The following is a 21,318-nucleotide window of genomic DNA, read 5'->3' as shown; positions in this document are numbered from 1 at the left end:
AAAATTCAAATAGGAGTCGTTATGCCGGTGATTTTACAAGTGGACTTTCCTTACCAAGGCCCTTGGGGACAGGACATGGCCAATGCGATGGAAACGTTAGCCAAATCGATCAATGAGGAGCCAGGATTCATTTGGAAAATATGGACAGAAAACCCCGCAACACAGCAAGCTGGCGGTATTTACTTGTTTAACTCACAAGAACAGGCGCAAGCCTACTTAGAAAAACACAGCGCACGATTAAAATCATTTGGCGTGCCTGAAGTAAGAGGTGAGATTTTTGCTGTCAATCATGCGCTTAGCCAACTCAACCAAGCGCAATTTATTACCAAGTCATTCATGGACGTAAACATTCAAACAGCATAACATCGGAGGTGAAAGAACCATTTTCTTGTACCATAAAATAGTTCTTTGCCTCATCACTGAGTGTCATTTGGTATTGACGGATTGCGTCAACTAACGGCGGCGGTGTCCTCATCCGTTCCACCCAACTGGTAAACTCCAATTCAAGACGAAAGCTTTTCACCGTACGTAAAAACAACTGTGCATGATTAAACATCGCAGTCCATTCACCAACAGAGTAATCACGAATATGTGAGGTATCACGTAATACTTCAACGGTTTGTAAGTAAATATCTAATAGTGGATGCCCCGGTGAAACAACATCAATAAACACCGCTCGGCCACCTTGCTTTAAGACACGATGCACTTCACGCAAAGCTCGACCAACATCATGCCAATGGTGCGCGGAATAACGACTAATAACAATATCAAAACGATTATCCTCGAAAGGCAATGACTCTACCGTTCCCTGACATGTTTTAATATTATGCAGTGCCCGTTCTTGGGCTGTCGCCGCGACAACAGAAAGCATGGAATCCGACAAATCATAGGCAGTGACAGAGTCCACAAAAGGCGCAACCGAAAAACTGGCATGCCCAGCACCACAGCCAAGATCGAGAACAGTTGCCTCAGCGTTTTCCTGAAGCAACTGCTGTAAGGCGTGTAAATCTTCGCCTTGTGCATGCACTTGGCTCGTTAAATAAGCAGCCGCTTGCTCGTCAAATTGTTGGTATACCGATTGATGATGTGTCTTCATATGATCCCCTATTATTTTTATGGCGGTTTTTTCCATCAAAACAGAAAATCAGTAAAAAGACACGCATTTCATCCTTCATGCCAAATCTACTGTGCGAAATCCCCTTCTCGACGTTCAACCAATGTTAGAATGCTATACAAGGCAACCGCGGCGTTATTTTGATTAAACACTTGAACATCCCATTCAACCACACCATTTGGCTTATCCTCCGCCGTTTTTTGTGCCTTTTTAATTTTCTTCTTACAGGTTAAACGTACTTGAATTGTATCTCCGATTTTGACTGGCTCAATAAAGCGTAGGTTTTCCATCCCATAGTTGGCAATCACTGGGCCAACAGCAGCATCGACAAATAAACCTGCCGCCGCCGATACGACAAAATAACCATGAGCGACACGTTCACCAAACAATGACTGTGCCGCACCAATTTTATCCATATGCGCATAAAAATGGTCGCCACTTAAACACGCAAAGTTGACTAGGTCGGCTTCTGATACCGTACGTCTCGCTGTCAGTAAAGTATCGCCAATCACTAAATCCTCAAAATACTTCCTAAAGGGGTGTACAGGGTCGGTAATAACATCCGAGCCACGGACCCACTGCTTCGTGATTGAGGTCAGCATGGACGGGCTACCTTGAATCGCTGTTCGCTGCATATAATGTTTTACTGCTCTTAGTCCTCCGAGTTCTTCTCCCCCCCCCGCACGCCCTGGGCCACCATGAACTAATAGAGGTAATGGGGAGCCATGTCCGGTCGATTCAGCTGCCGCCGCTTCATTTAACACCAACATTCGGCCATGCGCTCTCGCACTCTTGCGAATAACATCTTGAGCTACCGATGAATCTGCCGTCACTAAGGTTCCCGCAAGGCTTCCGCCTCCCATAATGGCTAACTCAACCGCCTGTTCACTGGTTTCATAACCAATCAGTGTTGCTACCGGCCCAAACGCTTCTGTTTCATGTACCGCTTGATGAGTGTAGGGATCCGCACAATACAGTAATGTCGGTGGGTAAAACGCGCCTTTTTGGCTATCAGCCCCTATAACATCTAGGTTTTCCATACTCCCACCACACAGCAACTCACAACCATTTTGCTGCAAGTACATGACTTTTTGGTGGACATCTTCACGCTGTTCCAGATTGATTAACGCCCCCATGCGAACGCCCTCAACAGCCGGATCCCCCATCGTTACCCCTGATAAACGCTGTAATAAGGCCTGTTTAACCGCTTCTAATTGTGTTTTTGGCACAAGGATACGTCGAATTGCCGTACATTTTTGGCCCGCCTTTACCGTCATTTCTCGCGTCACTTCTTTAATAAATAGTGGAAATTCAGGTTGCTGTGCGGTCACATCTACACCAAGAATGGCGCAGTTCAGCGAATCCGCCTCCATAGTAAAAGGTATTGATTTTTCACGTAGTCGAGGATGTGATTTTAATTTTTGTCCTGTTGCTGCCGAGCCTGTGAATGTCACCACATCTTCAAAATCTAAATGTTCAAACATATCACCGACACCGCCACAAATTAGCTGAATCGCCCCTTCAGGCACTAAGCCACTCTCAACAATTAAACGAACCATTGCATGTGTCACTTGTGCTGAAGCAGTCGCAGGTTTAATAATCGCTGGCATACCTGCTAACCATGTTGGCGCTAATTTTTCTAGCATCCCCCAACACGGGAAGTTAAAGGCATTGATATGCAGTGCGACACCATGGCGAGACGTTAAAATATGCCGCGCAATAAACTGCCCTTGTTTCGATAATGGGATCATGTCATCTTCAGGCCAAAGGGTATCATCCGGTAATTCTCGATTTGCCAATCCAGCAAAGGAAAATAACGTCGCAATTCCCCCTTCGATATCGACCCAACTATCCGCCTTAGTCGCTCCTGTTTGCGCTGAAATTTCATAAAGAGATGCTTTATGTGCTAACAAATGTTTTGCTACTGCCTTTAACATCTGCCCACGCTGCTGGAATGTCATAGCAGATAAGGCATCACCCCCTTTTTTGCGCCCATAATCAAGGCAATCAACTAAAGGCAAACCCTCTGTCGTGACCTCATATAACGCCTGCCCAGTCAACGCATGGTAAATTTTGCGGCCTTCACCTTCACCATATAACCACTTCCCCGTTATATAACTCGTTAATTGCTGCATGACATCTCTCCAAATAAAAACAAACAAAAATAGACATATTATAAATATGTATCACAACATCAATGATAGACGCCACTTGAAATTTAACAAATCAAAAACAAATCAGATCAAAAATCCATGAAAAAACAAAAACCACACAAAAGACAATAAATTTAACTATATGTTTATTAACAACAAAATAAAATCAACTGTGAAGCCCATCGCAAAAGAAGAATAAACAGCATTGATTTTATTGTTAACGATTCCTAGCATTAATGTTAAATATTTATGATTCATTTTTTATTTTTAAATGATTTAATTCGAATCACTTGGATGAAGAAAACAATGAATGAGCAAAATCAGGCAAACTTCGAGGCCAAAATCGAAGCCGACATTAACATTGAGCCAAAAGATTGGATGCCCGATGCTTACAGGCAAAATCTGATCCGCCAAGTGGGACAGCATGCACACTCAGAAGTGATTGGTATGTTGCCTGAAGCGAATTGGTTAACTCGCGCCCCCACATTGCGGCGTAAGGCCATTTTATTAGCAAAAATTCAAGACGAAGCGGGACACGGCCTTTACCTATATAGCGCCGCGGAAACCTTGGGATGTTCACGCCAAGATATCTATCAAAAGATGCTCGACGGCAAAATGAAATACTCATCAATCTTCAATTATCCCACCCTGAACTGGGCAGATGTCGGCGTCATTGGCTGGCTGGTTGATGGTGCGGCCATTGTTAACCAAGTTGCGCTATGTCGAGCATCATACGGCCCTTACGCACGCGCCATGGTGAAAATTTGTAAAGAAGAAAGTTTCCATCAACGCCAAGGTTATGAAGCCGTCACCGTACTGGCCAACGGAACTGCCGAACAAAAAGCCATGCTGCAAGATGCAATTAATCGCTTTTGGTGGCCAGTTCTCATGATGTTCGGCCCTAATGACAGCGACTCCCCACACAGTGCACAGAGTATGGCGTGGAAAATCAAAAGATTTAGTAACGATGAGCTACGCCAGAAATTTGTTGATAACACGGTGCCACAAGTCGAAGCCCTCGGTATGACCATTCCTGATCCTGATCTGCAATGGGATGAGGCGCTTGGGCATTATCGTTTCGGTGAAATCAATTGGGAAGAGTTCTATCAAGTGATCAAAGGCGAAGGGATCTGTAATTACGAACGTGTTAATGCCAAGCGTAAGGCTTGGGAAGATGGCGCATGGGTGCGTGAAGGTGCCATGGCACACAGCCAAAAACGCAAAGCTGTTAAGTCTGCTGCTTAGTACAAAATAAAAAAGGAAAAGATCATGAGCAATCAAGATTGGCCATTATATGAAGTTTTTGTTCGTAGCAAACAAGGGCTTGCACATCGTCATGTCGGAAGCCTACATGCCGCAGATGACCAAATGGCTCTCGAAAATGCACGGGATGCTTACACTCGCCGTAGTGAAGGATGCTCCGTCTGGGTCGTAAAAGCCGCACACCTTATCGCCTCACAACCTGAAGATAAGAGCGCCTTCTTTGATCCCGCTGATAGCAAAATTTATCGCCACCCGACTTTTTACACCATCCCTGATGGTATCAAGAATATGTGAGGTGACGGATATGAACCAACATGAAGTACTCAAACAATATGTTTTAAGGCAAGGCGATACATCATTGATTCTTGCGCAACGTTTATGTGAATGGTGCGGTCATGCCCCAGAACTGGAAATCGACCTCGCATTATCTAACATTGGGCTCGATTTATTGGGCCAAGCGAGAAACTTTTTAGCATACGCCGCCACCCTATCAGACGATAAATTCGATGATGAAGACAAAATTGCCTTCCTCCGAGATGAACGTGAGTTCTGCAACCTACTGTTGGTTGAACAGCCTAATGGAGGCTTCAACGACACGTTAGTGCGCCAATTTTTTATGGATGCCTATCATGTTCCTCTGTACCAAGCCTTAATTCACAGTAGGGACGAGCAGCTATCCGCGATTGCTGAAAAATCGTTAAAAGAAGTGCTTTATCACTTGCGATTCAGCAGTAACTGGATGATCCGTTTAGGCGACGGTAGCGAAGTGAGTCACCAAAAAATTCAACAATCCGTCAACCAATTATGGCGATTTACAGGTGAATTATTTCATGCAGATGACATTGAAATTGCGTTAGCCAAAACGGGAATAGCGGTCGATCCTCGCACATTACATGAACAATGGCTCGCGACAGTCACTGACATTTTCGATCAGGCAACCCTGAGCATTCCAGATCAAAATGCCTACCGTTTAGGTGGCAAACAAGGTCTTCACACCGAGCATTTGGGCATCCTTCTCACCGAACTACAGTTTGTCCAGCGTGCTTACCCAAATTGTGAGTGGTGATGTTATGGAACAGAGTATGCAAATTGGAGGACTACAACCTCCACAAATTCATCAGATCTGGCAGCAATTGCATCAAATACCCGATCCTGAGTTACCTGCACTCTCCATTACTGATCTCGGCATGATCCGCAATGTTGTTGCGACATCCCACGGATGGAAAGTCATGTTTACACCGACCTATTCCGGTTGCCCAGCAACAGAATTTTTAATCAACGAAATTAAAACCGTTTTAGCGCATGCAGGATTTGCCAATGTAGAAATCGATGTAGTGCTAACACCCGCTTGGACAACAGATTGGATGAACCAAGATGCCAAACAACGTTTACGTGAATTTGGTATCGCGCCCCCCGCAGGAAAATCCTGTGAACATCCTGAAAAATCGGGGCCAATCTGCTGCCCACGCTGTAACAGCCAACAGACAGAAAAAATTAGCGAATTCGGTTCTACAGCCTGTAAAGCGTTATATCGCTGTCTCGAATGCTTTGAACCTTTTGATTATTTTAAATGTATTTAAGGGCACACTCATGACTGTATTTCATCGTTTAAGTATTGCCGCTATTGAACGTGACACCGCAGATGCGGTTGCTGTGACCTTTAGTGTCCCTGACGAATTACGCGAACAGTACCGTTACCACCCAGGCCAGCACTTAACCCTCAAAGCGTTAGTCAATGGCGAGGATTTACGCCGCTGCTACTCCATTTGCAGTTCCCCCGATGAGGGCGTTTTAAAAATTGGGGTGAAAGCGATTCATGAAGGGCGTTTTTCCAATTTCATTAATCAGCAACTTCATGTTGGTGACTGCCTTGATGTGATGATTCCACAAGGAAAATTTGGTTATTTACCTAAAGTGACCACCCAAGCTCGTTACCTTGCCGTTGCAGCGGGTTCAGGGATTACCCCCCTTTTATCGATCATTAAATCAACATTACAAACCGAACCAAACAGCCGTTTCACCTTAATTTATGGTAATAAAAATAGCCGTTCCGTGATGTTTAAAGAAAGCATTGCTGATCTTAAAAACCAATATGCCGAACGATTCCAAGTGCTCTACTTGTTCAGCCAAGAGCAACAAGATAGCCAGCTGCTCAGTGGCCGAATCAATAAGCCCCAATTAGTTGCATTAGGTAAAACATTACTTAACTTTCAACAATTTGATCGCGCTTTTGTCTGTGGTCCAGAGGCTATGATGGATGATGTTCAGTCGGCATTATCAGAATGTGGCATGAAACCAGAGCATATCCATAGCGAACGTTTCAATACCTCTAATATGAAGTTTCGCCCATCTGCCGCTTTATCGACAGACAGCCGCCAAGTCAGCATTCACCTTGATGGTCGCACCATGACAATCAATATGGACAGTCAAGACGATAGTATTCTCGACGCCGCGCTACGCCAAGGCGCAGACTTACCTTACGCCTGTAAAGGTGGGGTTTGCGCAACGTGCAAATGCAAGCTTAAATCTGGCGACGTTGAAATGGGTGTCAATTATAGCCTTGAACCCGATCAAATCGCGGACGGCTACATTCTTAGCTGCCAAGCGTGGCCGAAAGGCGATGGCGTCGTTCTCGACTTTGATGTGTAGGGGGCCATATGCAAACTGATTGGATCCTAAGCCATACAGCACACCGCGTTTTAACGTTGACGCTAAATCGACCTGAAGTTCGTAATGCCCTGAGCACCGATTGCCTTGAGCTACTGGTCGAACATTTAGAACATGCCGATAGAGACCCGCAAATAGGGGCGATCGTTATTACGGGCAACCCACGTTTTTTTGCCGCGGGTGCCGACCTTAAAGAGCTTCAACAACAAACTGTTGCAACCGCCATTACCGATAAACGGCCTTTAGTTTGGCGTCGGTTTTCTCAGATATCCAAACCGATAGTGACCGCTGTAAACGGTTATGCCCTCGGGGCAGGTTTCGAGTTAGTGCTAGCCAGTGATGTCGTGATTGCCGGTGAAACGGCCCGCTTTGGCCTGCCAGAAATCACTCTCGGGTTAATACCTGGTGCAGGGGGAACGCAGCGCTTAATTAAGAGTGTTGGTAAATCCCTAGCAATGCAAATGGTCCTCACCGGAGAGGCGATCAACGCACATCGCGCCTTACAAGCTGGGTTAATTAGCCAAATCTGTGTAGATGGGCTGACCCTTGAATATGCACAAAAGCTTGCGCAACGCATTGCAAACCATGCACCACTCGCGGTGAAAGCCGCTAAAGCAGCCATTAATTCCGCTCAAGAAATATCACTGACTGATGGTTTACAGCTTGAGCGCCAATATTTTGTCGGCTTAGCAGGTACTGATGACCGACGAGAAGGTATTGCAGCCTTCTTTGAAAAACGACAGCCGAAATTTACAGGACAATAAAATGCCAAACAGCCCAAGCATACTGACCACATTGGAAAATGGCGTGTTCACCATCACATTGAACCGTCCTGATAGGCTTAATAGCTTTAATGATGAAATGCACCACCAGCTAAGTGATGCCATAAAAATTGCTGAACGTGATGACACCGTACGCTGTTTAGTGATTACAGGCGCAGGCCGGGGTTTCTGTGCTGGACAAGATCTAAACGATCGTAATGTCTCCGTAGGCGCCGAAGCTCCTGATTTAGGTTATTCCGTTGAGACTTTTTATAACCCACTGATCCGTCGGCTAACCCGCTTACCCAAACCGATTATCTGTGCAGTTAATGGTGTTGCGGCTGGAGCCGGTGCTGCCATTGCTTTAGCAGGAGATATCGTTATTGCCGCCAAGAATGCCAGTTTTATTCAATCATTCTGTCGTTTAGGGCTCGTTCCTGATTCAGGTGGTAGCTGGTTTTTACCGCACCTAGCTGGACATGCGAGAGCGATGGGAATGGCATTATTAGGCGACAAAATCAGTGCGGAGCAAGCGCTACAGTGGGGCATGATCTGGCAAGTGACAGAAAATGAAGACCTGTCCGCCACCGTCAATAAATTAGCTCAGCACCTCGCAACACAGCCTACTTACGGCTTAGGGCTAATTAAAAAAGCGATCTACAGCGCGGCAACCAACACCTTAGATCAACAGCTAGACCTTGAACGCGACTTGCAACGTTTAGGTGGTCGTAGTGAAGACTATCGTGAAGGAGTCGATGCCTTTTTGAATAAACGCGAACCTAAATTTAAAGGACGCTGATATGACACTTATACTCAACACCGTGGCTGTCATTGGTGCTGGTACTATGGGTATCGGCATCGCACAGGTCGCTGCGAGCTGTGGACATACCGTACTGTTATTTGACATCAGCCCGCAAGCGCTGGAGCAAGCAAAGCACTCGTTGACTGAACGCCTAAATAAACGCGTTCAACAAGGCAAAGCTGATGCACAAGCCACCAAACAATTGCTTGCGCGTATCACGCTCGTTAATACTATGGCCGAATTAGCGCCAGCTCAATTGGTCATTGAAGCTGTCGCCGAAAAATTAGCGATAAAACAGTCGATTTTTAGCGAATTAGAAGCGATTTGTCAGAAAAACACCCTATTTGCCAGTAATACATCATCACTCTCCATTACTGCCATCGCCAGCCAACTCAAATCCCCAGAGCGCTTTGCTGGACTGCATTTTTTTAATCCTGCGCCTATCATGAAACTGGTTGAAGTGATACGAGGACGAGAAACATCCAACACGGTCATTGAACAGCTCAAAAGTTTAGCGTTATCATGGGGAAAAACACCGGTTATATGCCGTTCAACACCGGGTTTTATCGTTAATCGCGTTGCTCGTCCTTTCTATGCGGAAACAATGCGTGCACTTGAAGAGCAAGTCGGTGATCCGCCAACACTCGATAGTGTTGTACGCGATGCCGGTGGATTTTCAATGGGGCCATTACAATTGACCGACCTCATCGGTCATGATGTCAACTATGCAGTGACGGACTCTATTTTCCAAGCATTCGGCTATGATCCTCGCTTTCAAACCTCCTTTGAACAATTAGAGTTGGTACAAGCGGGCCATTTAGGTCGAAAAACCGGTCGTGGCTTCTATCATTACGATGAAAATAAACCTTTAACTCAAGCGACAATCGCCGAGAAAGTCATTTTACCGCATGCACCAGCAGTGACAGCACACGGCAATTGGCAAAGTTTCCCTGAATTTGCGCAATTATTAAAGCAAAACGGGATCCCTCTCGAAGAATCTAAAATAGATAACCCTAATCCGCCCACTCTTTTCGTTAACAATGTTATTGTCATGTTAACGAATGGTGAATTAACTTCTGTGCGCGCGCAAAAAATGAACCAAAGCATGGTGCAATTTGATTTATCGGCTGACTATGCCAAAGCAACCACTATCGCGATAAGTTGTGCAGTGCAAAACAGCGTCCAAGATAACCAAAATGTCATTGCCTTTTTTCAATCGCTAAACAAGGACGTCATTGTGTTACCTGATTACCCCGGTCTACTGACCATGCGAACCGTTGCCATGCTATGCAATGAGGCTTTAGACGTTGTTAACAAAGGGATCGCAACCCCTGAAGATACCGATAATGCCATGCGCTATGGGGTTAATTATCCTAAAGGCCCTCTCGCTTGGGGGACTGAATTGGGCTGGCAGCATATTCTTCATACTCTTGAGCAACTCTCACAGTTTTATGACGATGGCCGTTATCGAGCCAATCCCTTACTACGACAACTCGTTGCTGGAACGCGCAGGTTAGACGCTAAGGAGATTCAATGAATTCTCAAATCACCATGACATTAGCCCAGCAATCAGCAGAGATTATGTACCGTGATGATGCATGCGCAAAAGCAATGGGCATGACGATAGAACACGTTTCTGAAGGAGAAGCCCGGCTCTCTATGACTGTTTCATCACACATGTTAAATGGGCATAAAACTTGCCATGGTGGGCAGCTATTTAGTCTCGCTGATACCGCCTTTGCTTATGCCTGCAACAGCCATGGTCTTGCTGCGGTAGCCTCAAGTTGCTCTATTGATTTTATCCGGCCGGCCTTTGAAGGCGACAAGCTAACTGCCATTGCTCACGTAAAGCATCAAGGCAAACGGACAGGCTTCTATGAAGTCGAAATTATCAACCAACAAGGAAAAACCTTAGCGTGGTTTTATGGGCGAGCACATCGCCTAGGTCATCGTTTAACAGGAGAAGCATGATGAAAGATGCCTTTATTTGTGATGGTATCAGAACCCCAATTGGCCGTTATGGTGGTGCTCTGTCCTCTGTGCGCCCTGATGACCTTGCGGTCTTCCCCTTAAAGGCCCTAATGGAAAGGCATCCACAATTAGATTGGTCTATCACCGATGACATTATCTTAGGCTGTGCCAATCAGGCGGGAGAAGATAATCGCAATGTCGCGAGAATGGCGGGCTTATTGGCAGGTCTACCGTTATCGATTTCTGGAACAACAATCAATCGTCTCTGTGGTTCAGGGCTTGATGCAATTGCGTTTGCGGCAAGAAGTATCAAAGCTGGCGAAGCGGGTCTGATGATTGCTGGTGGCGTAGAGTCAATGAGTCGCGCCCCTTTTGTCATGGGAAAATCAGAGTCTGCCTTTTCGAGACAGGCTCAAATATTCGATACTACTATCGGCTGGCGCTTTATCAACCCTCTCATGGACCAACAGTTTTCAACACATTCGATGCCCGAAACAGCAGAAAACGTTGCTGAGAAATACCAAATTAGCCGAACAGATCAAGATGTGTTTGCCTTACGTAGCCAGCAACGTACTGAACAAGCACGTCAAAAAGGTGTGTTTGCGCAAGAAATCGTACCGGTCACGATTAAGCACCGCAAAGGCGATATTACCATCACCACCGATGAACACCCTCGCCCAGAAACGACAATTGAGCAATTACAAAAACTTAAAACACCTTTTCGTGAAAATGGTTCCGTGACCGCGGGTAATGCCTCTGGCGTTAATGACGGTGCAGCCGCACTAATAATTGCCTCACAAGAGGTCGCTAAAGCCCAGGGCTTAACCCCTAGAGCGCGCATTATTGCGACTGCAACCTGTGGTGTTGAACCTAGATTTATGGGGATCGGACCATTACCTGCCACCCAAAAAGTTCTCAAAATGGCAGGACTGACTATCGAACAAATGGATGTCATTGAACTTAATGAAGCTTTTGCGGCACAAGCGCTTGCCGTACTCAGAGGATTAGGCCTACCGGATGATGCACCACAGGTTAACCCAAATGGTGGCGCTATTTCATTAGGGCACCCTCTTGGTATGAGTGGCGCAAGACTCGCGATCACCGCCACCAATGAGTTACATCGCCGACAAGGACGTTTTGCCCTATGCACCATGTGTATTGGTGTCGGTCAAGGGATCGCCATGATTATTGAACGAGTTTAAGTAACTAGTTTACCTAAAGTCATACAAATTCAATCAGATAGATGATAGGTAGAAACATAAAAAACAGCCTGAAACCCTACACCTGCTCAGGCTAATACTGCGCTCACTTTAAGTTTTTAAGTATATATCGTCCTGACTCGGTAATACGCCATTAAGGACTTAAAGCCTGCAGATATCAATAATTATAAGGACTAGCAAATATGAGCACACTACCCCATACTCAGCAACACATGATTAATCCAATTGAGTTTGCTTCAAGAGATGAAATCGAGGCATTGCAACTCTCTAGACTGAAGTGGACACTCACTCACGCTTACGAGAATGTGCCAATGTATCGCAAAAAATTTGATGCTGCGGGCGTTCATCCTGATGATTTCAAGCAACTCAGTGATATCGAAAAATTCCCTTATACGACAAAACAAGATTTACGTGAAAATTATCCATTTGATACCTTTGCTGTACCGATGGATCAAATCATCCGTATCCATGCATCGTCAGGTACGACAGGACGCCCAACTGTTGTCGGTTACACACAACAAGATATTGATAACTGGGCGGACCTCATTGCGCGCAGTCTCCGTTCTGCTGGGGCCACGAAAGGGGATAAAATCCACGTCGCCTATGGTTATGGCTTATTTACGGGCGGTCTTGGTGCCCATTATGGCGCTGAACGTCTTGGTGCGGCTGTGATTCCCATGTCGGGAGGACAAACAGAGAAACAAGCTCAGTTGATCGCAGATTTCAAACCTGATGTGATCATGGTGACCCCATCTTACTGCTTAAGTATTATTGATGAACTAGAGAAAATCATGGGCGGTGATGCAAGTAAGTGCTCACTAAGGTTGGGCGTATTTGGTGCTGAACCATGGACAGAAGCATTAAGAACAGAAATCGAAACGCGTTTAGGAATTAAAGCCTTAGATATCTATGGATTATCCGAAGTGATGGGGCCGGGCGTTGCCATGGAATGCGCCGATGCGGGAGAAAGTGGGCCAACCATTTGGGAAGATCATTTTTATCCTGAAATTATTTCGCCAGAAACACTGCAAGCCCTCTCGCCGGGTGATCAAGGTGAGTTAGTATTTACTACCTTAACAAAGGAAGCAATGCCTGTTATTCGCTACCGAACTCGAGATCTGACGCATTTAATGCCTGGCATCAATCGCAATATGCGCCGCATTGGAAAAATTACCGGTCGTTCTGACGATATGATGATTATTCGTGGGGTCAATGTGTTCCCTTCACAAATCGAAGAGCAAATTATGCAATTCAAAGAGCTATCTCCACATTATCAACTCGAAATCAGTCGTAAAGGTAATATGGATAGCTTGGCTATTCGCGTTGAATTAAAACAACCTGACATACTCAACTATGATGAACGCTGTAATATTTGCCATAATCTTAAGCATCGCATTAAATCAATGGTAGGTGTTAGTACCCAGATTAGTATTGTTAATTGTGGCGATATTCCGCGCTCTCAAGGTAAAGCAACTCGAGTCATTGATACAAGGATTGCCATATAATTCATCTTATTGAGGCACTTTATTGCGGATAATACCTAAAAGTGCCTCAATCTCAGTTTCCTATCACAGTCAGCCTCTGTATAGCAAATAGAAGACAAATCAGCTGTTTTTGTCTACTATTCACTCATGCTTTTGATACAGATATTCAATGGATAATAAAAAAATGGAAACTAAACTTGATCAATTTATACAGCATGCGCTAACGAGCCAACCCATTAGTGGAACATCCCTGATTATCTCGCTGTATGGCGATGCCTTGCACCATCGTGGCGGGGAAATATGGTTGGGTAGCTTAACCCAATTACTAGAGCCGATGGGCTTCACAGATCGCTTTGTCCGTACGTCTGTATTCCGTCTACAAAAAGAAGGTTGGCTTGACGCAGAGAAAATCGGGCGCCGTAGCTATTATCGAATATCTGAACGTGGGCAAAACCAATTTCGCCACGCTGAGAGTAAAATCTATCAAAGTGAGCAGCCAAATTGGGATGGAAAATGGGATTTATTACTGCTTGAAGCCGCAGATAAAGACGAAAAAGCTCGGTTAAAAAAAGAGTTAAGTTGGTTAGGGTTTGGCCAATTTAGCACCTCATTAATGGCGGCTCCCAGCAGTGCTCAAAGTGATATCCCTTCTCTACTCAGTGAGCTCAATGCCAGTGAAGAGGTGATCTATTTTCGAGCGGATTATCCCTATACTCGTTCAGAAAAAAATCTGAAAAACCTCGTTTCTGATAGCTGGTCATTACAGGAAGTTGCTGAACACTACCATCAATTCATTGTGCTATTTCGGCCACTCGCCTTATTGCTGAAAGAATTATCTGATGAGCAAATATCACCCGAGCAATGTTTTCAGCTACGCTTATTACTGATCCACTTTTACCGCCGAGTCATTTTAAAAGACCCACTATTACCTGATGAGCTGCTTCCAGCACAGTGGGAAGGGCAAATAGCACGTAATCTGTGTATCAATATTTATCAGCGCATTGAGCTGGCCGCAACACGATACGTTAGCGAAATATGTGAAACAACCGTAGGAGAATTACCGCAACCAACGACACTCTACTTCCGACGTTTTGGCGGTATTTTAAAAGAAATCGCAGCATAGTCATGCTAAAAACAAATAGGAGTGAACTCAATATGCCTTTTTATCAAATAGACGGCATCACGCCAGTTGTCAGTCCTGAAAGTTTTGTTCATCCAACTGCCGTTGTCATTGGTGACGTCATCATTGGCAAAAATGTTTATATTGGTCCTAATGCAAGTTTACGGGGGGATTTCGGTCGCCTAATTATTAAAGATGGTGCCAACGTTCAAGATAACTGTGTCATGCATGGTTTTCCCCAATACGATACGATCATTGAAGAGGATGGTCATATTGGTCATGGCGCAATTTTGCATGGCTGCCATATCAAACGTAATGCGTTAGTAGGAATGAATAGTGTTGTCATGGACGGTGCCATCATTGGAGAAAACTCGATTGTGGGTGCCTGTTCCTTTGTAAAAGCAGAGGCGATATTTCCCGATAATACCTTAATCATGGGCACGCCAGCCAAAGCGCAACGCACCCTCTCGGAAAAAGAAATCGCATGGAAAAGCAGCGGTACTGTGGATTATCAAAACTTAGTGGCTCGTTGCCAACAAACGCTTAAAGAAGTATCCCCCTTAAAAGAAGAAGAGCCAAACCGGCCAAAACTTGAATTTGAAGGAATTATTCCAAAATCAGCGCTATAAGTTTTATCGCCATCCATAAGCACTCAAAATAGAGTGCTTTTTCTGACCATCAACAAGCAATAATGATTAATTGTCAAACGAATCATTATGAGATTGATACTATTCCGATTATCTTATATAAGCATTTTTAATAAGATCTGCTAAAAATAAGTCTCTCAACTTATCGACTATATTATCGCCATACATGATAAGTCATCACGTTTCAGTGAATGTACCGTGCAAAGCGCCCGACTCATTCACTGACTATTGAGAGAAAAAAGTAAATAAATAATAAAGTTAATTGATTTTTTGCCGATAGTTAATTAAGTAAAAGTTTAGTCATCGCTTTTTGAAAAATAAATTTGAAGTTAGTCATGCTATTTCGACAACTTCATACGCATATAACCTTATTATTCTTAAGGTTATAATACGTTTTTGCCTATTACATTAATAGGTAAAAACTTAGCTTGCTTAATTATTGCTCATTCATAGCCGGTTGTTTACGTTAAAAAAATATTTTCACTGGTGAATATATTTATTAACAATTATTCTTAATGTGAATTATTATCAAATAGAATAAAAATTTATTCCAAGAAATTCATTTATAAAGATAAAAAAGATGTTATAAATAAAATTATTGATATATTAATTTTCGAAAAATTTCATGCAGTTATATAATTAACGTAATACTACTAAAGTAGTATTTGATATAACACTTTGATTTAAAATCAATAAAAAAACATAAAATGACAGAATGAAACACTTGGTAACAAGTTTTTAACCCTACCTTTATAGATAAAAAATATATATAATGCCGAAATATATAAATTTACAAAATAAAACTCCAGTCTCATTTCTAAATTCGCCTTTTTACACGTAATCTGCAACCTTTTCTGAGCTTATCTCGATATTTAATTTTTAAATCTAATGTGAGTAATATTTACCCTCTTTTTAAACAAATGATTACACGTATAATAGCGTCCAGCCAAATTTGATATAAATCAAATTACCCTGAAGTTTAAATACAGCCTAAATATAAAAACTCCTTTACTAAAAGGCATAGTTTTGTATTTCTTTTATTTAAACTTCACATAATTAATAAATATTTTTTAACTGGCCAGTTTAACGTTCTATTTTTATTTAAATAGAATTTAAAAACTTCGCCATGTACCGTTATTAACCTATATACAGCTTTTCTCGGAGAAAAAAATGAATAACAAATTTGCATTATCGGCTGCTACAGCATTAATTCTGTCTGCTACACCAGCACTGGCTGCTGATAGCGCAGCTGGTGGTGTAATTAACTTTAGTGGCGCGATCACAGATACAACTTGTACTATCAACGGTGGTAAAAGTGCAGATTTCACTGTTGCATTAAACCCAATCACTGTTGAAGATGCTGGCACTGAGCAAGGTATTATTACTAAAAACAAAAAAACAGTCGCACTTACTTTCTCTAACTGTACTTCTGCTAGCGGTGTAGCAGATACTCCATTGAAAATTTATTTCTCTTCTGCAAATAATATTTCTACTGATGGTAAATATCTACAAAACACCACTGTTAATGAAAATGACACCAGTGTTTCTCGTAACGTTGGTTTCGCTATTACTAAAACAACAGACCAAATCCCTCTGTTATTAAACCAACCATTAGTGACTGATATCAAAGGCAATGATTCTAAAACTGATACTTTAGCATTAGATATCTATTACTATAAAACTAATGCTCTACCAGCAAGAGTCGGTAGCTTAAGCTCTAACGTGACTTACACCATTTCATATCTGTAATTATTTCCCCAAATAGCCAAGTTATCTTTTTAACTTGGCTATTTCTGAGTTGATTATTATGCGATTATTTATCTTTCTATCCTTACTTATTAGTAGTCATACTGCATTTGCTAATATCGTTGTGAATGGCACCCGCGTTATTTATCCTGAAAAAAATAACGAAACAGTCGTGCAATTAATTAATAATGGGAATGACCCAGCCTTAGTTCAGTCATGGATTGATGATGGTGATATCGATTCAACCCCTGAAACCGCAAATGTGCCTTTCTTACTTTCACCACCAGTTGTGAAAGTGTCTGGTAATGCAGGGCAACAATTACGTATAAAAAAATTGCCAGCCTCTTTACCAACTGATCGCGAATCGGTTTTTTATTTAAATATATTAGATATTCCACCGACCCCAGAGCATCTGCAAGGTAAAAATACCATGCAGCTTGCGATCAAAACGCGTATTAAGCTTTTCTATCGCCCAACACATTTACAAGCGGGAGTGGATGAAGCTCTTGAGAGTATTTCTGTTAAGGCCGAAAATCGGGGTTTCCTTATCACGAATAATAGCCCTTATTATGTCACCATCGCGAATATTGATGATCGAAAAGGTCAGAAAATGTTATCGGATTCCCTCATGATTAATCCTTTTGATCAGGTTTTAGCGCCCGCTAAAACGAATGTCATTGCAGGCCAAAATTATCGTTTGCTGTACGTCGATGACTTAGGTGCCTATAAACATAAAGCTGTGATTGCAAAATAAAAATAAGAGAATCAGTAATAATGACGTTGTTTGGCTGCCATAAAAGCCTATTTTTCGCTTTTCTCGTTCTTGGAACATCAAAAAGTTGGGGGGTCAGCTTTGATACCTCTTTACTCGCTGGTGATTCTGCGAAATCAGACCTGTCTCGCTTTTATGAAGAACAAAGCATGCCAGCAGGCACCCAAGAAATGGACGTTTTTATTAATGGTGACTGGAAAGGGCGCTATTCCTTTGTGTTTACCAACGATAACAATCAAGTGTTGCTTAGCAAACATGAAGCGTCGTTGTTAGGTATCAAGTTACCTGAAAGCACGAGTGAGCAACAAAATTATTCATTAGAACAATTAGTTCAAGGGGGTAGCTTTGATGTTGATGTCAGTACATTAAGCATCAAAATGTCTATTCCACAAAGCTTCCTATTACGCACGGAAGCGGGCTACGTTCCCCCTGAATTTTGGGAGAATGGCATACCCGCTGCGATGCTTTCATATAATACAACATACTATAAAACGCATAATAAACGTGGCGACACATCATCCAGTGATGACTTTTATGCTGGCCTTGAATCCGGGATCAACTTCAGTTCTTGGCAATTTCGTGATAGCAGCTCAGTCCGTAAACATGCAGGCAATGATCTAAAATGGCAGAATAACACCCGCTACCTACGTAAAGCTTTACCATCCTATAAATCAAATTTTATTGCTGGAGATTTCTACTCTCAAGGCACATTATTTGACTCAGTGCGTGTCCGAGGGGCTTCATTCGCGTCAGATATTAATATGCGCCCAACCTCACAACAGGGATTCGCCCCGATTGTCAGAGGTGTTGCGCAAACTAACGCCCTCGTCAAGGTGATGCAAAACGGCAGTGTGATTTATCAAGAAAACGTTCCACCAGGGCAATTTACCATTGATAATATTCAGCCAACAGGGTCTGCGGGTGACTTATTAGTCATTGTGAAAGAAGCTGACGGCCAAGAACAGTCCTTCACTGTCCCTTTCTCCGCTGTACCTGGCATGCTAAAAGAAGGCGTCAGTAACTACGCACTACTCGCAGGTAAAGTTAATCAAGAAAATGGTAGCTATCAGCCGAAGTTCTTCCAAGGCACTTTCGAATATGGCTTTAATAACTTAATCACAGGTTATACCGGCGTTATCGCCAGTGAAGATTATCAAGCTTATTTGCTGGGTTCTGGCTGGAATTTTCCTATTGGTGCGGTCGCCGTTGATATCACCCATGCCAAAACGAAGCTACCTAGTGATACTCAAACAGGTCAAAGTATGAGGGTGTCATACAGTAAATTTTTAAATACAACCGCCACAAACTTTACCTTAGCAGCCTATCGTTATTCCACGAAAGGTTACTATAGTTTCAGTGACGCTATCCATGCTCATGAAGGGTATCGCCTTTATCAAGAAACCATAGAAAAACAACAGTCAGAAACGCAACCTAATCGTGAAGCACCTGTTTTTGATATGAATACATGGGATTCTATGCGTGGCGTACGCCCTAAGAATACGTTCACCATTAACCTTAACCAACGTTTACCAGAAAATTGGGGAACCTTATATATTTCGGGTTCTCAACGAGACTATTGGTCAACCACCCCAACCACGCGTGAATATCAATTAGGTTATTCAAACGCCTATGCAAATATGAGTTACTCTCTTTCAGCAAGCCGAGTACGCGATGGCAAAGGCAAAGAAGAAAATCGCTATTATGTTTCAATTAGCTTCCCGCTCTCTTTGTTTGATAATGATATGTGGGTGAGTACGGGATTCACGGCGACTGACTCTCGTTATCAGCAAAGTACGGTGTCTCTAAGTGGCACTGCTCTGGAATCAAATCGTTTGAGCTACTCCTTATCTGGAAGTAATCAACAAGGCGGCCAAAATATGGCAAGCGCCAACGTTGCTTATCGTTCAAATATCTCCACTATTGGTAGCTCTATAAGTGAATCTAATGACTATCGCCAAACCGGTCTAAACGCTCGTGGTAGCCTAGTTGCCATACCTTGGGAACTTCTTGCCTCCAATGAGATTGGTAACACAATGACCATTGTGAAAGCCCCAAAAGCGCAAGGACTCATGGTCAATGGTGACCAAAGTATTATTACCAATAAAGAAGGGTTGGCATTGGTGCCTTATGCAACCCCTTATCGTAAAAACACCATCACTCTGTCAAATACAGAAAATACTCAAGGTGCTGAAGTTATTGGTAATATTGCGAATAGTGCCCCGATAGAAGGCTCGGTGAATTTAATTAAATTTAAAACAGATACCCGTTCTTCTTGGATCAGTCGTGCAGTACAAAAAAATGGCAGTGCGCTTCCTTTTGGCGCGGAGGTTACTGACCTTCAAGGCGAAGCCTTGGGTTATGTAGGGCAAGCCAGCATGCTGTATTTAAAAGCAGAAACCTTTCCTAAGTCGGTCATTATCCGGCTGAATAATGGTACTTGCACCATTCACAATCTGCCTAACAACCTTGATGGCATAACTGGCGTTTGCCAATAACGAGATGAATGTCATGATGAAACATTTTCTTTTTTTAGTCTTGATTGCATTTAGTGGTTATAGCCAAGCAATTTGTCATGAGGGAGGTGGAGGTATTCGCTATGCCTCGCCGATCAGTATTGATTTGTCCGATAAACTAACCCCCGCTACGCCAGAATGGACCACCACAATATCAACCCAGTATGTGGGTAGCTTCAATTGTTCCACTCGTAACAGCGAGTTCGGTTATACCAAAATTCTCAATACCGATAACCAATATGCGACGATTTTGAGTTTCATGAATGGGAAATATCATGTCAGAGCACAAATCATTAATGATATCCCAAATAGAAAACTGAAGAACTCAGGTCGCCACAATGCCTCTGAACTTAATACTCCAGTAACGATTAAATTTACCCTTGAACCCAAACAAGGCACCCTGATTGCCGGTCATACTGCTCATCTGCATGATATTTTATTTGTTACAGACTTAAGTGGCATGTCATTTTTTGACATTGTACTATGGCCTGTTAAGCAAATTATTAAGATCCTGCAATGGTTGTTTAATGGGTTTAATTGGCCTTACGATGACCAAGATATGTACGGCCAGCCGCTAATATTGAAATATGCGCCTAAACTTACCACTTGCGCTTTTCAAAATGCAGGCCTTGTTGTGACATTACCAACACTCAGCCGTCATCAAGTCATTAATGAGTCACAGGCAGGCTATACCCCATTTGCATTAAATATGCGTTGTGAAAACCTAGGGGGGGCGAATAATACAGCGGAACGAGCAATTGATATCTTTTTATCTAGCAATAATCTGCTCAGCTCAGATAATACCGTGTTGATTGATAAAACAGCCAATGCGGCCCAAGGTATCGGTCTACGCTTAGTTAAAACCAGTAATCCAAATAACCCTATCGTGATTTCACAAAACCCAAACGCTCGTGGTCATGCAACATCATTATTCTATGTGAATGCGGGGGGTCAGTTAGAACCGAACTTTAGTATCCCTATGGCCGTTTACTATTACGCTTGGGATCCGCATAAAGCCAGCCAAGGCACCCTAAAAACAACAGCCACCCTGAATATTGTTTATCCCTAATATTCAAAACAATAAG

20 protein-coding genes are annotated in these 21,318 nt (G+C 43.1%); 18 read left to right on the top strand and 2 right to left on the bottom strand.

From position 1 onward, the window contains the following. Window positions 1–21 precede the first annotated feature (21 nt). Window positions 22–363 (top strand): monooxygenase, encoded by a 342-nt coding sequence (locus ACWPW6_RS01080; RefSeq protein ID WP_154622237.1) that lies wholly within the window; start codon window positions 22–24, stop codon window positions 361–363. Here ACWPW6_RS01080 and ACWPW6_RS01075 read toward each other — a convergent pair. Next, window positions 335–1,096, bottom strand: a complete 762-nt coding sequence (locus tag ACWPW6_RS01075; protein ID WP_249999662.1) for a class I SAM-dependent methyltransferase — start codon at window positions 1,094–1,096, stop codon at window positions 335–337. The two genes, ACWPW6_RS01080 and ACWPW6_RS01075, sit on opposite strands and share 29 nt — an antisense overlap. An 86-nt stretch (window positions 1,097–1,182) precedes the next feature. Then, window positions 1,183–3,249, bottom strand: coding sequence for a phenylacetic acid degradation bifunctional protein PaaZ (paaZ, locus tag ACWPW6_RS01070; protein ID WP_196713903.1), 2,067 nt, complete (start codon window positions 3,247–3,249; stop codon window positions 1,183–1,185). 324 nt (window positions 3,250–3,573) lie between these two features. Between paaZ and paaA the strand changes: the two genes are divergently transcribed. The 17 genes from paaA (at window position 3,574) to ACWPW6_RS00985 (ending at window position 21,302) form a co-directional block, all read left to right on the top strand. Continuing rightward, window positions 3,574–4,512 carry a 1,2-phenylacetyl-CoA epoxidase subunit PaaA gene (paaA, locus tag ACWPW6_RS01065; protein WP_154622240.1) on the top strand — a complete coding sequence of 313 codons (939 nt, stop codon included), beginning with the start codon at window positions 3,574–3,576 and terminating at the stop codon, window positions 4,510–4,512. Between the two features lie 24 nt (window positions 4,513–4,536). Beyond that, window positions 4,537–4,824, top strand: coding sequence for a 1,2-phenylacetyl-CoA epoxidase subunit PaaB (gene paaB / locus ACWPW6_RS01060; protein ID WP_249999660.1), 288 nt, complete (start codon window positions 4,537–4,539; stop codon window positions 4,822–4,824). 10 nt (window positions 4,825–4,834) lie between these two features. After that, window positions 4,835–5,596 (top strand): 1,2-phenylacetyl-CoA epoxidase subunit PaaC, encoded by a 762-nt coding sequence (paaC, locus tag ACWPW6_RS01055; protein ID WP_154622242.1) that lies wholly within the window; start codon window positions 4,835–4,837, stop codon window positions 5,594–5,596. A gap of 4 nt (window positions 5,597–5,600) precedes the next feature. Next, window positions 5,601–6,110: a 1,2-phenylacetyl-CoA epoxidase subunit PaaD gene (paaD, locus tag ACWPW6_RS01050; protein WP_154622243.1), complete on the top strand. Its 510-nt coding sequence runs from the start codon at window positions 5,601–5,603 to the stop codon at window positions 6,108–6,110. A 10-nt stretch (window positions 6,111–6,120) separates the two neighbouring features. Further along, window positions 6,121–7,179 (top strand): 1,2-phenylacetyl-CoA epoxidase subunit PaaE, encoded by a 1,059-nt coding sequence (paaE, locus tag ACWPW6_RS01045; protein WP_154622244.1) that lies wholly within the window; start codon window positions 6,121–6,123, stop codon window positions 7,177–7,179. A gap of 8 nt (window positions 7,180–7,187) precedes the next feature. Next, on the top strand, window positions 7,188–7,961 hold the full coding sequence (gene paaF, locus ACWPW6_RS01040) for a 2,3-dehydroadipyl-CoA hydratase PaaF (protein WP_154622245.1): 774 nt from the start codon (window positions 7,188–7,190) through the stop codon (window positions 7,959–7,961). A 1-nt stretch (window position 7,962) separates the two neighbouring features. Then, window positions 7,963–8,757, top strand: a complete 795-nt coding sequence (paaG, locus tag ACWPW6_RS01035; protein WP_163860513.1) for a 2-(1,2-epoxy-1,2-dihydrophenyl)acetyl-CoA isomerase PaaG — start codon at window positions 7,963–7,965, stop codon at window positions 8,755–8,757. A gap of 1 nt (window position 8,758) precedes the next feature. Beyond that, a complete protein-coding gene (locus ACWPW6_RS01030) occupies window positions 8,759–10,297 on the top strand; it encodes a 3-hydroxyacyl-CoA dehydrogenase (protein WP_249999658.1) in 1,539 nt (512 codons plus the stop codon). Continuing rightward, a complete protein-coding gene (paaI, locus tag ACWPW6_RS01025) occupies window positions 10,294–10,731 on the top strand; it encodes a hydroxyphenylacetyl-CoA thioesterase PaaI (protein WP_247047538.1) in 438 nt (145 codons plus the stop codon). Before ACWPW6_RS01030 ends, paaI begins: the two co-directional genes overlap by 4 nt. After that, window positions 10,731–11,933 (top strand): 3-oxoadipyl-CoA thiolase, encoded by a 1,203-nt coding sequence (pcaF, locus tag ACWPW6_RS01020; protein ID WP_154622252.1) that lies wholly within the window; start codon window positions 10,731–10,733, stop codon window positions 11,931–11,933. Before paaI ends, pcaF begins: the two co-directional genes overlap by 1 nt. Window positions 11,934–12,133: 200 nt before the next feature. Beyond that, window positions 12,134–13,456, top strand: a complete 1,323-nt coding sequence (paaK, locus tag ACWPW6_RS01015; RefSeq protein ID WP_154622249.1) for a phenylacetate--CoA ligase PaaK — start codon at window positions 12,134–12,136, stop codon at window positions 13,454–13,456. Between the two features lie 163 nt (window positions 13,457–13,619). After that, window positions 13,620–14,558 carry a phenylacetic acid degradation operon negative regulatory protein PaaX gene (paaX, locus tag ACWPW6_RS01010; RefSeq protein ID WP_154622250.1) on the top strand — a complete coding sequence of 313 codons (939 nt, stop codon included), beginning with the start codon at window positions 13,620–13,622 and terminating at the stop codon, window positions 14,556–14,558. 32 nt (window positions 14,559–14,590) lie between these two features. Beyond that, the gene (gene paaY / locus ACWPW6_RS01005) at window positions 14,591–15,184 is read left to right on the top strand and encodes a phenylacetic acid degradation protein PaaY (protein ID WP_163860510.1); all 594 of its coding nucleotides are present in this window, start codon (window positions 14,591–14,593) and stop codon (window positions 15,182–15,184) included. Window positions 15,185–16,372: 1,188 nt separating this feature from the next. Beyond that, window positions 16,373–16,951: a fimbrial protein gene (locus tag ACWPW6_RS01000; RefSeq protein WP_154623243.1), complete on the top strand. Its 579-nt coding sequence runs from the start codon at window positions 16,373–16,375 to the stop codon at window positions 16,949–16,951. Window positions 16,952–17,009: 58 nt separating this feature from the next. Then, window positions 17,010–17,702 (top strand): fimbrial biogenesis chaperone, encoded by a 693-nt coding sequence (locus ACWPW6_RS00995; RefSeq protein ID WP_154623244.1) that lies wholly within the window; start codon window positions 17,010–17,012, stop codon window positions 17,700–17,702. A gap of 20 nt (window positions 17,703–17,722) precedes the next feature. Next, window positions 17,723–20,215 (top strand): fimbria/pilus outer membrane usher protein, encoded by a 2,493-nt coding sequence (locus tag ACWPW6_RS00990; protein ID WP_249999656.1) that lies wholly within the window; start codon window positions 17,723–17,725, stop codon window positions 20,213–20,215. Window positions 20,216–20,228: 13 nt separating this feature from the next. Continuing rightward, window positions 20,229–21,302, top strand: a complete 1,074-nt coding sequence (locus ACWPW6_RS00985; protein WP_167520907.1) for a fimbrial protein — start codon at window positions 20,229–20,231, stop codon at window positions 21,300–21,302. Window positions 21,303–21,318 lie beyond the last annotated feature (16 nt).

The organism is Providencia sp. Marseille-Q8014, from assembly GCF_965112055.1.
The sequence above is the reverse complement of the archived record's forward strand: the minus strand, read 5'-3'. Positions and strand labels throughout refer to the sequence as shown.

What these genes read in the sequence shown, in the direction of transcription:
- ACWPW6_RS01080 (WP_154622237.1), top strand. Translation starts at nt 22, where the DNA reads ATGCCGGTGATTTTACAAGTGGACTTTCCTTACCAAGGCCCTTGGGGA.
- ACWPW6_RS01075 (WP_249999662.1), bottom strand. Translation starts at nt 1,096, where the DNA reads ATGAAGACACATCATCAATCGGTATACCAACAATTTGACGAGCAAGCG.
- paaZ (WP_196713903.1), bottom strand. Translation starts at nt 3,249, where the DNA reads ATGCAGCAATTAACGAGTTATATAACGGGGAAGTGGTTATATGGTGAA.
- paaA (WP_154622240.1), top strand. Translation starts at nt 3,574, where the DNA reads ATGAATGAGCAAAATCAGGCAAACTTCGAGGCCAAAATCGAAGCCGAC.
- paaB (WP_249999660.1), top strand. Translation starts at nt 4,537, where the DNA reads ATGAGCAATCAAGATTGGCCATTATATGAAGTTTTTGTTCGTAGCAAA.
- paaC (WP_154622242.1), top strand. Translation starts at nt 4,835, where the DNA reads ATGAACCAACATGAAGTACTCAAACAATATGTTTTAAGGCAAGGCGAT.
- paaD (WP_154622243.1), top strand. Translation starts at nt 5,601, where the DNA reads ATGGAACAGAGTATGCAAATTGGAGGACTACAACCTCCACAAATTCAT.
- paaE (WP_154622244.1), top strand. Translation starts at nt 6,121, where the DNA reads ATGACTGTATTTCATCGTTTAAGTATTGCCGCTATTGAACGTGACACC.
- paaF (WP_154622245.1), top strand. Translation starts at nt 7,188, where the DNA reads ATGCAAACTGATTGGATCCTAAGCCATACAGCACACCGCGTTTTAACG.
- paaG (WP_163860513.1), top strand. Translation starts at nt 7,963, where the DNA reads ATGCCAAACAGCCCAAGCATACTGACCACATTGGAAAATGGCGTGTTC.
- ACWPW6_RS01030 (WP_249999658.1), top strand. Translation starts at nt 8,759, where the DNA reads ATGACACTTATACTCAACACCGTGGCTGTCATTGGTGCTGGTACTATG.
- paaI (WP_247047538.1), top strand. Translation starts at nt 10,294, where the DNA reads ATGAATTCTCAAATCACCATGACATTAGCCCAGCAATCAGCAGAGATT.
- pcaF (WP_154622252.1), top strand. Translation starts at nt 10,731, where the DNA reads ATGAAAGATGCCTTTATTTGTGATGGTATCAGAACCCCAATTGGCCGT.
- paaK (WP_154622249.1), top strand. Translation starts at nt 12,134, where the DNA reads ATGAGCACACTACCCCATACTCAGCAACACATGATTAATCCAATTGAG.
- paaX (WP_154622250.1), top strand. Translation starts at nt 13,620, where the DNA reads ATGGAAACTAAACTTGATCAATTTATACAGCATGCGCTAACGAGCCAA.
- paaY (WP_163860510.1), top strand. Translation starts at nt 14,591, where the DNA reads ATGCCTTTTTATCAAATAGACGGCATCACGCCAGTTGTCAGTCCTGAA.
- ACWPW6_RS01000 (WP_154623243.1), top strand. Translation starts at nt 16,373, where the DNA reads ATGAATAACAAATTTGCATTATCGGCTGCTACAGCATTAATTCTGTCT.
- ACWPW6_RS00995 (WP_154623244.1), top strand. Translation starts at nt 17,010, where the DNA reads ATGCGATTATTTATCTTTCTATCCTTACTTATTAGTAGTCATACTGCA.
- ACWPW6_RS00990 (WP_249999656.1), top strand. Translation starts at nt 17,723, where the DNA reads ATGACGTTGTTTGGCTGCCATAAAAGCCTATTTTTCGCTTTTCTCGTT.
- ACWPW6_RS00985 (WP_167520907.1), top strand. Translation starts at nt 20,229, where the DNA reads ATGATGAAACATTTTCTTTTTTTAGTCTTGATTGCATTTAGTGGTTAT.